14 protein-coding genes and 1 pseudogene are annotated in these 13,686 nt (G+C 58.2%); 9 read left to right on the top strand and 6 right to left on the bottom strand.

Annotated features, from left to right (window positions below; translation table 11 throughout):
• Positions 1–74: 74 nt before the first annotated feature.
• Positions 75–1,025 (top strand): IS481 family transposase, encoded by a 951-nt coding sequence (locus BA011_RS34300; RefSeq protein WP_151343721.1) that lies wholly within the window; start codon positions 75–77, stop codon positions 1,023–1,025.
• Here the strand turns inward: BA011_RS34300 and BA011_RS34295 are convergent.
• A pseudogene (locus tag BA011_RS34295) lies at positions 1,023–1,328 on the bottom strand (Bug family tripartite tricarboxylate transporter substrate binding protein); the annotation flags it as partial. The gene BA011_RS34300 and the pseudogene BA011_RS34295 overlap by 3 nt on opposite strands.
• A gap of 120 nt (positions 1,329–1,448) precedes the next feature.
• Here BA011_RS34295 and BA011_RS34290 point away from each other — a divergent pair.
• Complete coding sequence (locus BA011_RS34290) at positions 1,449–2,366, top strand: LysR substrate-binding domain-containing protein (RefSeq protein WP_027665547.1); 918 nt, start codon at positions 1,449–1,451, stop codon at positions 2,364–2,366.
• A 333-nt stretch (positions 2,367–2,699) separates the two neighbouring features.
• Here BA011_RS34290 and BA011_RS34285 read toward each other — a convergent pair whose 3' ends face one another.
• The gene (locus BA011_RS34285; RefSeq protein WP_065284131.1) at positions 2,700–3,068 is read right to left on the bottom strand and encodes a winged helix-turn-helix transcriptional regulator; all 369 of its coding nucleotides are present in this window, start codon (positions 3,066–3,068) and stop codon (positions 2,700–2,702) included.
• Positions 3,069–3,168: 100 nt separating this feature from the next.
• On the opposite strand from BA011_RS34285, the gene BA011_RS34280 reads away from it, so the two are divergent.
• Complete coding sequence (locus BA011_RS34280; RefSeq protein WP_065284130.1) at positions 3,169–3,915, top strand: NADPH-dependent F420 reductase; 747 nt, start codon at positions 3,169–3,171, stop codon at positions 3,913–3,915.
• A gap of 238 nt (positions 3,916–4,153) precedes the next feature.
• On the opposite strand, the gene BA011_RS34275 is transcribed toward BA011_RS34280, so the two are convergent.
• Together BA011_RS34275 and BA011_RS34270 are read right to left on the bottom strand one after the other, a co-directional pair.
• Positions 4,154–5,488, bottom strand: coding sequence for an ISNCY family transposase (locus tag BA011_RS34275; RefSeq protein WP_065280293.1), 1,335 nt, complete (start codon positions 5,486–5,488; stop codon positions 4,154–4,156).
• A 260-nt stretch (positions 5,489–5,748) separates the two neighbouring features.
• Positions 5,749–6,741: a LacI family DNA-binding transcriptional regulator gene (locus BA011_RS34270; protein ID WP_065284129.1), complete on the bottom strand. Its 993-nt coding sequence runs from the start codon at positions 6,739–6,741 to the stop codon at positions 5,749–5,751.
• 215 nt (positions 6,742–6,956) lie between these two features.
• On the opposite strand from BA011_RS34270, the gene BA011_RS34265 reads away from it, so the two are divergent.
• The 6 genes from BA011_RS34265 to BA011_RS34240 all read left to right on the top strand — a co-directional run bounded on the left by BA011_RS34265 (position 6,957) and on the right by BA011_RS34240 (position 12,189).
• Complete coding sequence (locus tag BA011_RS34265; RefSeq protein WP_065284128.1) at positions 6,957–7,904, top strand: sugar ABC transporter substrate-binding protein; 948 nt, start codon at positions 6,957–6,959, stop codon at positions 7,902–7,904.
• A gap of 129 nt (positions 7,905–8,033) precedes the next feature.
• Entirely contained in the window at positions 8,034–9,155 is a 1,122-nt protein-coding gene (locus tag BA011_RS34260) for an ABC transporter permease (RefSeq protein ID WP_065284127.1), read from the top strand.
• Positions 9,156–9,157: 2 nt separating this feature from the next.
• Positions 9,158–9,958, top strand: coding sequence for an ATP-binding cassette domain-containing protein (locus BA011_RS34255; protein WP_065284126.1), 801 nt, complete (start codon positions 9,158–9,160; stop codon positions 9,956–9,958).
• Between the two features lie 25 nt (positions 9,959–9,983).
• A complete protein-coding gene (locus tag BA011_RS34250) occupies positions 9,984–10,781 on the top strand; it encodes a TIM barrel protein (protein WP_065284125.1) in 798 nt (265 codons plus the stop codon).
• 29 nt (positions 10,782–10,810) lie between these two features.
• Positions 10,811–11,833 (top strand): Gfo/Idh/MocA family oxidoreductase, encoded by a 1,023-nt coding sequence (locus tag BA011_RS34245; protein WP_065284124.1) that lies wholly within the window; start codon positions 10,811–10,813, stop codon positions 11,831–11,833.
• Between the two features lie 32 nt (positions 11,834–11,865).
• Positions 11,866–12,189 carry an RpiR family transcriptional regulator gene (locus tag BA011_RS34240; protein ID WP_027665538.1) on the top strand — a complete coding sequence of 108 codons (324 nt, stop codon included), beginning with the start codon at positions 11,866–11,868 and terminating at the stop codon, positions 12,187–12,189.
• 169 nt (positions 12,190–12,358) lie between these two features.
• Here the strand turns inward: BA011_RS34240 and BA011_RS34235 are convergent, their stop codons facing one another.
• Together BA011_RS34235 and BA011_RS34230 are read right to left on the bottom strand one after the other, a co-directional pair.
• Positions 12,359–12,577, bottom strand: coding sequence for a hypothetical protein (locus BA011_RS34235; RefSeq protein ID WP_065284123.1), 219 nt, complete (start codon positions 12,575–12,577; stop codon positions 12,359–12,361).
• A 60-nt stretch (positions 12,578–12,637) separates the two neighbouring features.
• Positions 12,638–13,483: a pirin family protein gene (locus BA011_RS34230; RefSeq protein WP_065284122.1), complete on the bottom strand. Its 846-nt coding sequence runs from the start codon at positions 13,481–13,483 to the stop codon at positions 12,638–12,640.
• Positions 13,484–13,686 lie beyond the last annotated feature (203 nt).

Here is a 13,686-nt window from a genome sequence, read left to right as displayed (position 1 = left end):
GTTGGCTTGTAGGGTAGCTGTTTAGTCCCGGCATTTGATGGTGCATTATTTTCCTTAGAATGGAGGGAGGCACTATGGGCCAGGTTCTACACGGGAGCGCCACAACGACAGAGGCAATCCGTCGAGCAATACAAAATAGTGAAGAGAGCCTGAGAGCGCTTTCAAAGCGGTATGGGGTCAATCAGAAGACAATAGCCAAATGGAAGAGACGGACATCATTGGCCGATCTTCCGACAGGCCCGAAGGACCCGCATTCGACAATCCTCTCCCTTGAAGAAGAAGCCGTCATCGTCGCCTTTCGCAGGCATACATTGCTGCCTCTTGATGACTGCCTCTATGCCCTTCAACCGACGATCCCGCATCTGACACGTTCGTCCCTGCACAGGTGTCTGCAGCGCCACGGCATTTCACGCCTGCCGGAAGTGAAAGGCGACAAAGAACCGAAGAAAAAGTTCAAAAGCTACCCGATCGGCTACTTCCACGTCGATATTGCCGAGGTGCAGACGGCTGAGGGCAAGCTCTATCTCTTCGTGGCGATTGATCGCACGTCCAAGTTCGCCTTCGCTGAGCTCTATGCCAAAGCTGGCAAGATGAATGCCGCCCAGTTCCTGCGCAACCTGATCGCGGCGGTGCCCTACACCATCCATACTATCCTGACCGATAATGGCATCCAGTTCACCAACCGGGCCTGTGACCAAAATGCCTTCCAGCACATCTTCGACCGAGTCTGTGAGGAATACGAGATCGAGCATCGCCTGACAAAGGTTAAGCACCCATGGACCAATGGGCAGGTCGAGCGGATGAACCGGACGATCAAGGAAGCGACTGTCAAGCGCTTCCACTACGACGATCACGCACAACTGAAAAAGCATCTCGCCGACTTCATCGACGCCTACAATTTTGGGCGCAGGCTCAAGACACTAAAGGGCCTCACCCCCTACGAGTTCATCTGCAAAAGGTGGACTTCCGAGCCAGATCGATTCATCATCGATCCTATCCATCAAATGCCGGGACTAAACAGGTAGCTGCCTGTAAAGCGCGGGAGCCGTCGCCATTCCGATATGGTGGACGAGGATCGTGTAACCGTCGGGCTCGGAGTCCGCGACACGTCGGGCACCGATCGTTCCACCTGCGCCTGCGACGTTTTCCACGAGAATCTGCTGGCCGATGGCCTTCGACATGGCGTCTGCGGTCAGTCGAGCAATGGTATCGGTTGGCCCGCCCGCTGCGTAGGGAACCACCATGAATATGTTGCGCTCCGGGTAGTCGGCCGCAAAAGCCGAGGTGACGGACAGCGTAAATGCAGCTATGATCGATAGTGACTTCATTTCTTCCTCCATTGCCGTCGTCTCCAACAACGGCGTTCCTCAGCGCAACATTCGCGAACAAGCGATTGACGGTCCAATGCCGTTTCGGCTTCAATTGATGCCGCAAGTGGGGGGGACGAGATGGATACTGCCTGGCTTTTAGATTTGCGAGCTCTCGCCGAGACCCTCAATTTTTCAAGAGCGGCGGAGATGCGTAATATTACGCAGCCCGCTTTTGGTCGTCGGATAAAGGCTTTTGAAGAGTGGAGCGGATCCGTTCTGGTCGATCGATCGACGCACCGCATCATCATTACGCCTGCTGGCGAAATCATGCTGGATGCCGCAAATGATATTCTTCAAAGGATCGAAAGGGCGACCCACGACCTGAGCCAGGAACGATCCGCCACTGCGACCCTAACGTTTGCGGCGACGCACGCTCTATCCTTCACCTTTTTCCCTGGTTGGGTGCAAAGTCTGGGCTCATCGGTAGCAACGGTGCCGATCCGGCTTCTTTCCGACAATATGAATGAGTGCGAAAAGATGATGGCGGAAGGCAGAGCTCAGTTTCTGCTCTGCCACTTCCATCCGAACAGCGAAATTCGTCTGCATGAAGCCGACTTCAAGCATGTGGAACTGGCCAGCGACATTCTTCTCCCCGTTGCTCAAAGAGGTAAGGAGGGCGCGCCAATCCATAAATTGCCCGGTACACCGGAGATTCCCGTCCCTCATATATCGTTTGACGAGAAATCGGGAATGGGTCGAATATTGGCGGCCAACCTTTCGCCGGTCGAGAGCGAATTGCATCTGGTTCGCGTCTTCACATCGCATTTGGCAATGGTCTTGAAAGCGCTGGCACTTGAGGGAAAAGGCGTGGCCTGGATACCGCGCAGCCTTGCCAGTTCTGAGCTGGAACCAGAAGGGAAACTGGCAGTGGCCGGCGACGAACGGTGGATGGTGCCGGTCAAGATCGTACTCATCCGATCCAGGACCCGGATGACGGAGTTAGCTGAGAAATTCTGGATGACAGTCGAAAGTGCATCGAAGCGAACGCCAGTTTGAACAGTCTTTACTTGCGACCCGTGGCACCCTCACAGGGGCAAACGAATTTGATATGGCACTCTGTTTTGCAAGCCAGGGGCAAAGCGCGTGCTTCTTCCCGTACTCGCCGAACCCAATGATTTTCGCAGCCTTCTTTGGCGGTAGGCAGTGATCTGGTTCCGAGCGAGTGTGAATGCCCTGTTCCAGATAGTGGCACTGGCAGCGCTCGCTTACGGCGTACTCACCATATCTGCGGACTTCAATCCGCGACGTCGCACCGGGTTTGAATTGAGATATTGAAGTCGTGCACCCACGACTGATGCCAGTTCCAAACTGGATAGAAAGAGCGCCGTTTCAGTCACCACGTATGCCAGCGCGCCGCAGTAATGCCCAGTCAATCAGAGCTTCCATCGCCGGACCCAGCGCGACGCCAAGGCCGCTTAAGCTGTACTCTACCCGGGGAGGCACCTCCGGATAGACGGTTCGCATGATTATTCCGTCTTTCTCAAGCTCCTTCAGTTGCTGGATGAGCATTTTCTGGTTCACGCCGTCGACACGCCGTTCCAACTCAGAAAAGCGGAGGGGACCATGCGCTGCAAAGAGTTGGCAGATGATGACAGTCTTCCACTTGCCCTCGAGAACCCGCAGCGCCTCACTGGTCGCCGCAGCCCATACCTTTCGCTGCTCGGGATCCTGGCAGTTCCAGTCGTGTTCAGTCCGCATACATACCTCAATCGGCAGTAACACACCAAAAGGTGGGTTCTTGCCTGTTTAGCTATCTGCTCCTATTTCCATTAGTACAGAAATACGGAAGGAATAACATATGAAAATCGGCATCTTTGGCACCGGCAATATCGGCGGTACCCTCGCACGCAAGCTCGCCGCTGCAGGGCATGATGTCAGGATCACCAATTCAAAACCCTCCGAAAAGCTCAACGCATTCGCTGCTAACATCGGCGCGACCCCGGTTGATGCACAGGGCGTGGTGGATGGCGCTGATATGATCATCTTATCGATCCCATTCCCGGCCGTTGCAGAGCTTCCGCAGGATCTATTCGCAAATCTTCCCGCCAACGTCCCGGTCGTAGATACGGGCAACTACTATCCTGGCATGCGCGATCCGCACATTGCCGCGATCGACGACGGATTGCCGGAAAGCGTCTGGGTTTCGAACAAGATTGGCCGCGGCGTTATCAAGGCCTTCAACAACATTCTGGCTGCGACCCTTGCCGATGGCGGGCGTCCGGTCGGTGCACCCGATCGCATTGCAGCGGCCGTTGCGGGTGACGATGAGGCTCAGAAAAGAATCGTAATGGGCATCGTGGACGAGGTTGGTTTCGATCCCGTCGATTCTGGGTCTCTCGATGAGTCCTGGCGCCAACAGCCATCGACGCCCGTCTATTGCTGCGACTGGAACGTCGAGGAGACGCGCAAGGCGCTCGCTCGGGCTGTCAAGGGAAAGGCCGCAGCAACGCGGGATAAATTGCCCGAACAATTCGCGGCACTCGGCCCCAATCCAAAGCACGCCGATGTCATCGCCTCCAATCGGGAGAACAATGCCCCGGCGTAAAGGCAATGAACCAACGACACCGCTAATCAGATAGCCAGCGTCTCTAATTTAGTTTCCGTCCATAAACGCTGGTTTTCTTGAGCTTGCAGCGCACTTGGGTTCCGCTTGGTGGCCGCTTTGAAGCCATGCGGTGTGGCTCATGGGTGCTAATTGCGGCGGCCAGGATTTCTGGTGGACATGCGCGCATTGGCAACTGCCGGCGTCACGCCGGTCCGGTTTTGGCTGGCGACATGGGATGTCAGGTCGGCCTGAGGCGGGCGAAGAGGGCGAGATTGTATGCGACCACCGAGGACCAGACATAAGCCTTGAAGTGGTCGAGCCCACGCCAGGTGCAGCGCCCCAAGCCGTAGGCGCGTTTGAGGCAGGAGATGCCGGCCTCGATGCCGGCGCGGAAGTTGCGCAGCTTGCGATAGACCCAGCGGCTCTTGACCATGTCTTCGATCCTGAGGCCGCACTTCTTGTGGAAGGCCATGTCGCAGATGCCCCAGGCTTTGGCTCGGCTCAAATTATCGCGGCTGGCATAGCCGCCGTCGGCCGCCGCCTGACGCGGCGCCTCGCCCCAGATGCCGATGTGGCGTTCCAGCATCGGCAGCAAGCGCTCGCTGTCGGCCGGGTTGCCGGTTTCGACGACGAGGTCGAGGATCAGCCCGCTTGTGCCGGTGGTCAAATTGATCTTATGGCCATACTCGACGTCGCGGCTGCCTTTGACGATGATGTCGGCATGCGGCTCGAACAAACTGACCAGCTTGTCGCCAGCCGGCACCGCCTCGCCGGCCAGGACCCGCCGCTCGGTCTGGGCGATGATCCGTTCGATCAGCGGCTTATAGTGGCGGAGTTGGGCCTGCCAGAGTTCGACCGCCGGGCCCGCCGCCAAGGGCAGTTGCGCCGCCGCCTGTTCGAGATAGCTCAAGGTGGTGCGCGTGATCCTGACCAGCGCGCGATAGTGCTGAACTCGTTTCGGACGACCGCGGGTAAATTGGATCGCCCGGGATCGCTTCTTCGCCGCGCGGCAGTGATCGTGCCATGAGATGGCGCTGCCCAAGGAAGCCGCCTGCTGCAACAGCCGCACCATCACCCGCACGCAGTCCCACAAAAGACTACTGTCGCTCGGTTCGTGCATCAGCGCCGAAGTGACGGTGCTGTCGATGCGCACGACCTTGCCGCGTTCCACCTTGTCCTGCCGGGCGCTCGTCAACAGCACGCGATTGATCGCTTCAAAGGTCCCGGCCCGGATCGCGCTGATCGTCTTGTGCAAGACCGACTTCTTCGGGTTCCACCCCCACGGCAGCCGGGCAAAGGCCCGGAACGAGGCGGAATCTTCCAGATGAAAGGCCAACTCCTCATAACTCAACTGACGGTGTTGTTTGAGCAGGGCGCAACGCAGCACGGCCTCCGCCGGCAGGCCCTCGCGGCCGGTCTCCTTGACGCCGTGGCGGCGCAGGTCCTGCGCTACCAGCCCGAGCAGATCACGATGCTCATCCAGCCATTGCGACATGGCTTTCAGCTCGCGGCCGATCTCGTGTTCGGCGAAAAGATCGAATATATTGGCTTGGACGGTGCGTTCTTGGCGCATTGTCGGCTCCGGCGGTTGCGGGTTTGTCTTTAGAATCAATGGCTTGATCTAAAGTATACCTGAAACCGCCGGGCTTTGCCCGCCGCAATATCGCAATTCCTCCAATAATTTCAGTGGTTTACCGTTTGTGGACGGGCACTAATTTAGCGAGCCTACGGGTTAAAGCGCTTACTTTCTCGAGATATTTGATTGAACGATGTGGTTCTCCGCCTGCAGGATTTTGCCCGAATCCGTTTTGGTCTATCCTATTGTTTGATCAATCAGGCCGAATCTCTCACAACGAGTTTGCCGTGGAAGTTAACCGTCTCCCTCGGCGCTCTTTCCAGAATCATGTCTATTGCCGCTTTGACCATCTGGTCGGTGGGTTGCTCGTAGGTTGTAAGGCCGTATGCCGGTGACGCTGCTGGGGCAGCGTTGTCGAAGCCCACAATGGCGAGATCGTCCGGAACACGTAACCCGAACTCGCTTCGGGCAACATCCATCGCTCCAAACGCGAGAGCATCGTTTTCGCACATGAGAACATCGATCCGGTCTTCCGGCGCGACTTTGGACAGATAGTCCCGGGCGGCCTGCGCGCCGGCTTCTGCGCTGTAGCGCTCGGCAGACATCTCGACGAGCTTGACGCCGAGAGCGGTTCGCCAGAACTCCTTAAAGTTTCTCCGCCTGCCAAGCGCCGTAGACAATGTACGCGCCCCGGCCATAAATCCCGGTCTCCGATACCCCCTTTCCAATAGGTGCCTGCCGATCTCGGCAATCGCCACGACCGCATCGCAGGAAATAGCAGGAACACCTTCGATCTGGCTATCTCGAGCGAGAACAAACATCGGAGGCCCAGCGCGTCCCAGCTTATGATCTGTCAACATCTCGTCCCGAAACGCCGTACCAAAGAGCACGATCGCATCAACCTGCCGCTGGTCGGCATTCAATATGGCGTGCACGTGGTTGTAGTGTTGATTGATATTGATCAACATGGTCACGAGCCCCTCCGCCTGCAGGCTGGCGGTCAGTTTTTCAAGAAACGGAAGCTTGTGCGGGTTTGCGAAGTCATCAACGAGAACCGCGACCTGATGTGTGGAATTGGTGGCAAGGCTTCTAGCCAAGAGGTTCGGCCGATAATTGAGCCGCTCTGCCGCCTCCAGCACTTTGGCTTTGCTTGCTTCCGTGATCGATGCACCCGGCGTAAATGCGCGGATGACCGTCCACTTTGAAACGCCGGCCTCCATCGCCACGTTTTGCGCCGTCGCTCGCTTCATAGTCGAACCTCTCCGTTTCGAAACGTTTATTCCATTTCTGCCGGAATGCGAAATGAATGGTTGATTTCTCTTGGCAAGAATCTTATAGCTATGCACGTTTGCTACCGGTAGCAAAAAATATGCACCCGGTAGCAACTTTGGAGGACCCGCCGTCTGAGGCGTTTTTGGTGGTTCTCGCGCTGGGAGGTGCGGGACACCCTTTGGGAGGAGTTTTTATGAAATCGTTTCTTCGTAAAATCGTGCTGGGCGCTGCCGTGGTTGGAGCGCTTGGCGCTGCATCCGGCGTTGCCATCGCACAGGATATCAACATCATCGCCGTAACGCACGGCCAGGCCAACGACCCCTTCTGGTCCGTCGTCAAGAACGGAGTGAGCGCCGGTGCCAAGGATGCCGGTGTCAGCATCGATTATCGCGCACCGGAAACCTTCGACATGGTGGCCATGAGCCAGCTGATCGACGCAGCCGTCAACCAGAAGCCAGCCGGTCTGATCGTCTCGATCCCGGATTCGTCCGCCTTGGGCCCGTCGATACAAAAGGCTGTCGCCGCCGGCATTCCGGTCATTTCCATCAATTCCGGCTCCGATGTCTCGAAGTCACTCGGAGCGCTTCTCCATGTCGGCCAGGACGAATACAACGCCGGCAAGGCAGCGGGTGAAAAGCTCAAGGAAATGGGCGGCAAGGTTGCCATCTGCGTCAACCAGGAAGTCGGCAACGTCTCCCTCGATCAGCGTTGCAAGGGCTTTTCCGATGGTTTTGCGGGTGCCGTTACGGTCCTACCCGTCTCCAACGATCCGGCCGACGTTCGGGCCAAGGTGAAGGCGGCGCTCAGCTCGAATTCCGACATCGACACCGTTATGGCGCTTGGCGCAAGCACGGCCGGTGAGCCGTCGCTGGCAGCCGTTGCCGATGCCGGCATGACCGGCAAGATCAAGGTTGCGACCTTCGACCTTTCGGCGGACTTCTTGAAGGCTGTCGCATCCGGTGAAGCCGCTTTCGCCATCGATCAGCAGCAGTTCCTCCAAGGTTATCTGCCTGTCGTCTTTCTCGCAAACTATGCGAAATACGGCCTGATCCCCGGCGGCAATGTGCCTTCCGGTCCTAACCTGATCACCAAGGAAAAGGCAGCCCAGGTCGTCGAACTGTCGGCAAAGGGCATTCGCTAATCCACGACTGCCGAAAGGCTTGATTGTCGAACACCCTCCGCTTTCGAAGAGGGTGTTCGACAGGCGACGTGCGTCGTGAGGAATGCCCTCGGCGCTTCGGCGAATTGCATCTATTGGGAGGTAGGTATCATGGCTCCGATCGAGCAAAAAATAGGAGATGCGTCAAACTCAGACGAGCGCATCAAACAGGTGGGCTTTCTCACACATATGATGCGTCGGCCCGAGCTCGGTGCGGTTGCTGGCCTCATCCTGGTGGTGACGTTCTTCTTTCTTACCGCAGACCGCTCGATGTTTTCGCTTTCAGGTGTGATGACGATCCTGGCCCCGGCCTCACAGCTGGGAATTCTCGCCATTGCGGCAGCTCTGCTGATGATTGGTGGCGAGTTCGATCTTTCGATCGGCTCGATGGTCGCGTTCGCGGGCCTGATCTTCGGTGCGGCCCTGACCAATTTCGGCCAACCGCTCTGGATTTCCATTATCATCACGATGCTGCTTGCAGCCGCCATGGGCGCGGTGAACGGACAGATCGTGATCAGGACACGGTTGCCGTCGTTCATCGTCACGCTTGCCTTCCTCTTTATTTTGCGGGGTCTAACCCTTGTTGGCCTGAAATGGGCGACAGGCGGCTCAACGCAGCTTCGCGGCATCGGTGAGGTCGTCGGCGACGGCCCCTTGAAGCGCTTGTTCTCAGGCGTCGCCTTCCAGGATCTTTTCAGCTGGCTTGCAGCCCATGGCCTGATCGAGAAGTTCGACAACGGCGTTCCAAAAGTCACGGGCGTGCCGGTGTCCGTGGTCTGGTTCATCGCCATTGCCGGGCTCGCCACCTGGGTTCTTCTGCGCACCCGCAGCGGAAACTGGATTTTTGCCGCCGGCGGCGATCCCAATGCGGCAAGAAACTCCGGCGTACCGGTCGATCGCGTGAAGACGGGGCTCTTCGCGCTCACGGCCTGCGCCGCCGCGCTTGTGGCCATCATCACAGTGTTGGACGCCGGCTCGACGGACGCGCGTCGTGGCTTTCAGAAGGAATTCGAGGCGATCATCGCTGCCGTGATTGGCGGATGTCTGCTGACCGGTGGTTATGGTTCGGCGATCGGCGCCTTCTTTGGCGCCATCATCTTCGGTCTCGTCTCGATCGGCCTGACCTACACGAAGTTCGACTCGGACTGGTTCCAGGTGTTCCTTGGCTCCATGCTGCTGCTGGCCGTTCTCTTCAACAATTTCATTCGACGCAAAGTGACAGGGGAGCGCTGATCATGACTGGTAACCAATCAGAAACCGCTCCGCCCGTCATTGAAGTCAAAAATATCGTCAAGCACTACGGCTCCGTCATTGCTCTCTCGGGCGTTTCGATGAAGGTGTCGCGGGGCGAGGTGCTCTGCCTGCTTGGCGACAACGGGGCCGGGAAATCCACACTCATCAAGACGCTCTCGGGTGTGGTCCGTCCCTCGGGCGGTGATTTCCTGGTTGAGGGCAAACCGGTCGCATTCACCAGTCCGCGCGATGCACTCGATGCTGGCATCGCGACCGTCTATCAGGATCTGGCGATGATCCCGCTGATGTCGATCACGCGAAACTTCTTCATGGGACGCGAACCCGTAAAGGGCATTCCTCCGTTTCGCCATGTCGATTTCAAGTATTGCAGCGAGGTGACTCGCGAGGAGATGCACAAGATCGGCATCGATATCCGCGACCCGAACCAGGCGGTCGGGACCCTTTCCGGCGGCGAGCGGCAATGTGTGGCGATCGCCCGGGCCGTTTATTTCGGAGCTAAGGTGCTCATCCTCGATGAGCCGACGTCCGCATTGGGTGTCGCCCAGACCTCCATGGTGCTGAAGTACATCCATCAGGTCCAGCAGAAGGGCCTTGGTGTGATCTTCATTACACACAATGTCCGCCACGCCTTTGCAGTTGGCAATCGTTTCACGGTTCTCAATCGTGGAAAGACGCTCGGCACCTTCGACAAGAGCGAGATTTGTCTCGAGGAACTGCAGAACCTCATGGCCGGCGGCAAGGAATTGCAAGTGATTTCTCACGAGCTCGGCGGGACGATCTGAGCAATACAAGCATTGGGAAACAGAAATGACCACAATCCTAAAAACCTCGCCTTTCACGCTCGCAGTCTGCGCTGAAATGGTGTTTCGCTCCCTGCCCGTTCTTGATCGGCTGAAACGGATCACAGAACTCGGCTTCCAGGCGGAAATCTGGGACTGGACGAAACACGATATCAAGGCGATCGCAAAGTCCAGCGCCACTTTCTCGTCGATGACGGGCTATATCACCGGCACGCTGGCAGACGATGACGGCGCGGAGGAGTTGCTACGCACCGCGCGCCAGTCGATCCCGGTGGCAAAAGAGCTGAATTGCCCACGCCTCAACTTGCATGGGACGGGGCTCGATGGACAGGGCCTGCCCGTCGTCAAGTCCGAGGTCGTCACCGGCGCCATGTGGCTGAAGGCGGCCGATACGCTAAATCGCATCGCTGATCTCGGCGAGGAGGAAGGCGTTACCTTCGTCCTCGAAAACCTGAACGAGGCTGTTGACCATCCAAAGACGCCGTTTGCCAAGGCCGCCGACACACTTGCATTGGTCGCGGCCGTCAACCGGCCGTCGCTGAAGCTCAACCTCGATCTTTACCACGCACAGATCGGTGAGGGGAACTTGATCGAGCTTTGCCGCACCGCTCTTCCACATATCGGTGAAATCCAGGTCGCCGACGTTCCCGGCCGCAAGGAGCCGGGCACCGGCGAAATCAACTATCCGGGAATTGCACGCGCACTGAACGAGATGGGCTACCGCGGGACGATCGGCATGGAAGCCTGGCCATCCGGCGATGACGAGCTGGCGCTTTCCCGTTTCCGCGACGCGTTTTCCCTCTGATCCGACAACAGCATTTTCAGGAGCTTTCCATGCCCGCCCACCGTCCCGTCAATCTCGCTCTCATCGGTGCCGGCCGCATCCGTTCGTTCCATGCCGAAAGCGTCGCCCGGCGTCTGGTCGATGCCAATCTGCTCGCCGTCGCCGATCCGGCGCCGGGCGCTGCCGAAAAGCTGGCCGCAACGCTCGATGCACCCAAAGCCTATACCAGCGTCTCAGAGCTTCTCGCCAATCCGGAGATCGATGGCGTTATTATCGCCACGCCGGCGCGTTTCCACACGAGCGTCGTCGTCGAAGCCGCGCGGGCCGGAAAAGCAGTCTTCTGCGAAAAGCCGATGGCGCTGACGCTCGAGGAAGCCGACGAGGCGATCGCTGTCACAAAATCTGCGAAGGTGCCACTCCAGGTTGGTTTCAATCGACGTTGGGACCAGTCCTTCTTTGAAGGACGTGCGGCGATCGACGCTGGCAAAGTTGGTTCCGTCCAACTTCTTCGCTCGTTGACGCGAGACCCGGGGCCTTACGGCGGCAACCCGGAAAAGACGCCGCTATGGACGATCTTCTACGAGACGCTGATCCACGACTTCGACACGCTGCTGTGGCTGAACCCGAAAGCAAAACCGATCGAGGTGACGGCGATTGCCGATGCGCTCGTGGTACCCGATTTTGCCAGAAAGGGGTTTCACGACACCGCCGTCGTCACGATCCGTTTCGACAACGGCTCGATCGCGGTCGCGGAGGCGAATTTCTGCGCCATGTACGGCTACGACATCCGCGGCGAGGTCTTTGGCTCCGACGGCATGGTGATGATGGGCGACGTGCGCCGATCTTCAATGACGCTCTACGGCAAGAACGGAGTGTCGAACGATACCTGGCGGCGTGACACGGATCACTTTGTCCACGGTTACACGGCCCAGCTCGCCTCCTTCGTCGACGCCATCAGGACAGGCACCGTCACCGGCCCGACCGGTGAAGACGCCCGCAATGCGCTTGCCGTCGCGCTCGCCTGCATCACGTCGGTTACCGAGCGCAGGACGATCCAGCTTTCCGGCCTCTAGGCCGGATCGCAAAAGACGGAGTGTGCCAAGAAATGCCGCAGCATATACGCAGTCTGAGCAGCCCGCCGGCAAGTTTCGAAGAGCTGAAGTCGGCCATCGCTTCCCGCCACGTCACCTTCTCTCTTCGCGTCGAGAATGTGGCAAAGAGGGTCCTGGCCAAACCGGAACTCATGGCCTTTGGTAGCACGACCTCAATCGCGGACGACTGCGGCGTCTCCGTTTCTACGGTCATGCGCTTTGTTGCGCATATCGGCTTCCACGAAATCGCGCAGGCACGCGCAATTTTCAGAAATGAGTTGCGCCGCCGCCTGTCTGTGTTGCCCGGGTCGGGTACGAAAAACGGCAGCGATGGGTAGATGCCTGTCGCCACAGTTTGGTACGCTCAAGCCCAGGTTCGTGGTTTAGGCTGGATCTGAAGACTGGTCCGATGAAGGCCGCTGGCGCATTCATTGATGCGTTATCTGCCAGCGCAACCCGATCTGTCGGAGTTGCCAGAGATATCGATTATTCTCGGAGGGTTGTCGGTTAGCCCGTTCGGCCAAGGGTGGAAAGTGCGTCCTGCAGTCTGAGCGTCGCCAGCGCCTCGGTTGCCTCATCCGAAGACCATCCCGCTTCCAGCGCCGCAGACAGGACCAGCGATTCCGTTTGAAGCTCGAGCTTCTCATAAAGCGGCTCGATGGCTTCGCGGGCTGTTACAACGTGCTGGTCTGGTGGGGTGATGGGTGTGGCGGCAACCGTAGGCATGAAATGCTCCTCCTATTGAACGCTAAGGTTCGAAACCCGTTAGGGGCATCCTTGTTCCATTCATATCGCCTTTTCGGTCTTCGAGCGGCGATGCGAAAGATGACGACGCCACATATGGCGAAATTTCCTCCATCGCAGGAACGCGCGAATGATGATTGCCGGCGGGATCTTCTTGTGGTCGCCGACAGTTCCCTGCCTGGTGATAGATGCGTTCGGGTCGAGCAGAAACGCGACCAACGTGCTTGCACTCTGCGCCTCTACTTCGAGCTTGTCATCCGATAATTGCAGCCCCTGCTCCCCTTCTGCAAAGGTCTGCGTATCGACGACAACGAAACCGCTAAAGACATAGAAATAGAGCTCTCGGCCGTGTTTCTGCGGGAATTCCACCCGTATGCCTGCATCTAACCGGATATCGAAGACGTCGATCGCGCTGCGGACATAGAAGGGGGCGCCCTCTCCTTCCGGCCCGACCAGGTGTCGCCAGACGTTTGCCGCGGCAGCTGGCATCGGCCCGTGCTGGATCTTCGGCTCGAGATCAACCGCATAAGGGCGAACGAGGATCTGCAGCATTCGCAGAGGCGGATCGGATGCCAGCGTCTCTTCGGAGTGCCAGAAGCTGACCCCGGCATTCATCACCATCAGATGATCGCGGTCAATCACCAACCGGCCAGCGGCCCTGTCGTCGTGACGCATGACGCCTTCGGGCACCCAGGAAATGATCTCGTCGTTCCGGTGCTCGTGCATGGCGATCAGGCGGCCGGGATCGAGGATGGATTCAACGACCATGGCGAGAGGCCCCTGGCCGTGATCGGTCGGCTTCGGCTTCAACCAGCCCGGCATATTGACATGTGCGACGAAGCCTCCCGCATCCCGCACCACGAACGTTCGTGCGCCCTTGATCAGCATCGCATCCTCCATGCTTGCAAGGCAGTGACGATACAGGGCTATTAGCCATCTGCCGGAAGGGCGCGTCAATGGAAAGGATGTTTGTCGGACCACGATTGACGCCGGGCAGGAAATCCGCTGAGACGTACCGTCCTAATCAGGAACCATGGTCGACGCATTCGTCCAGGCGGGTGCTGCAGCGTCCTTTGCGCGTCCAAAAAGAC

The organism is Rhizobium leguminosarum (genome assembly GCF_001679785.1).
Taxonomy (GTDB): Bacteria; Pseudomonadota; Alphaproteobacteria; order Rhizobiales; family Rhizobiaceae; genus Rhizobium; species Rhizobium leguminosarum_R.
Note: the sequence above shows the minus strand (reverse complement) of the source record. Positions and strands in the feature narration are given on the sequence as shown.

What these genes read in the sequence shown, in the direction of transcription:
- BA011_RS34300 (WP_151343721.1), top strand. Translation starts at nt 75, where the DNA reads ATGGGCCAGGTTCTACACGGGAGCGCCACAACGACAGAGGCAATCCGT.
- BA011_RS34290 (WP_027665547.1), top strand. Translation starts at nt 1,449, where the DNA reads ATGGATACTGCCTGGCTTTTAGATTTGCGAGCTCTCGCCGAGACCCTC.
- BA011_RS34285 (WP_065284131.1), bottom strand. Translation starts at nt 3,068, where the DNA reads ATGCGGACTGAACACGACTGGAACTGCCAGGATCCCGAGCAGCGAAAG.
- BA011_RS34280 (WP_065284130.1), top strand. Translation starts at nt 3,169, where the DNA reads ATGAAAATCGGCATCTTTGGCACCGGCAATATCGGCGGTACCCTCGCA.
- BA011_RS34275 (WP_065280293.1), bottom strand. Translation starts at nt 5,488, where the DNA reads ATGCGCCAAGAACGCACCGTCCAAGCCAATATATTCGATCTTTTCGCC.
- BA011_RS34270 (WP_065284129.1), bottom strand. Translation starts at nt 6,741, where the DNA reads ATGAAGCGAGCGACGGCGCAAAACGTGGCGATGGAGGCCGGCGTTTCA.
- BA011_RS34265 (WP_065284128.1), top strand. Translation starts at nt 6,957, where the DNA reads ATGAAATCGTTTCTTCGTAAAATCGTGCTGGGCGCTGCCGTGGTTGGA.
- BA011_RS34260 (WP_065284127.1), top strand. Translation starts at nt 8,034, where the DNA reads ATGGCTCCGATCGAGCAAAAAATAGGAGATGCGTCAAACTCAGACGAG.
- BA011_RS34255 (WP_065284126.1), top strand. Translation starts at nt 9,158, where the DNA reads ATGACTGGTAACCAATCAGAAACCGCTCCGCCCGTCATTGAAGTCAAA.
- BA011_RS34250 (WP_065284125.1), top strand. Translation starts at nt 9,984, where the DNA reads ATGACCACAATCCTAAAAACCTCGCCTTTCACGCTCGCAGTCTGCGCT.
- BA011_RS34245 (WP_065284124.1), top strand. Translation starts at nt 10,811, where the DNA reads ATGCCCGCCCACCGTCCCGTCAATCTCGCTCTCATCGGTGCCGGCCGC.
- BA011_RS34240 (WP_027665538.1), top strand. Translation starts at nt 11,866, where the DNA reads ATGCCGCAGCATATACGCAGTCTGAGCAGCCCGCCGGCAAGTTTCGAA.
- BA011_RS34235 (WP_065284123.1), bottom strand. Translation starts at nt 12,577, where the DNA reads ATGCCTACGGTTGCCGCCACACCCATCACCCCACCAGACCAGCACGTT.
- BA011_RS34230 (WP_065284122.1), bottom strand. Translation starts at nt 13,483, where the DNA reads ATGCTGATCAAGGGCGCACGAACGTTCGTGGTGCGGGATGCGGGAGGC.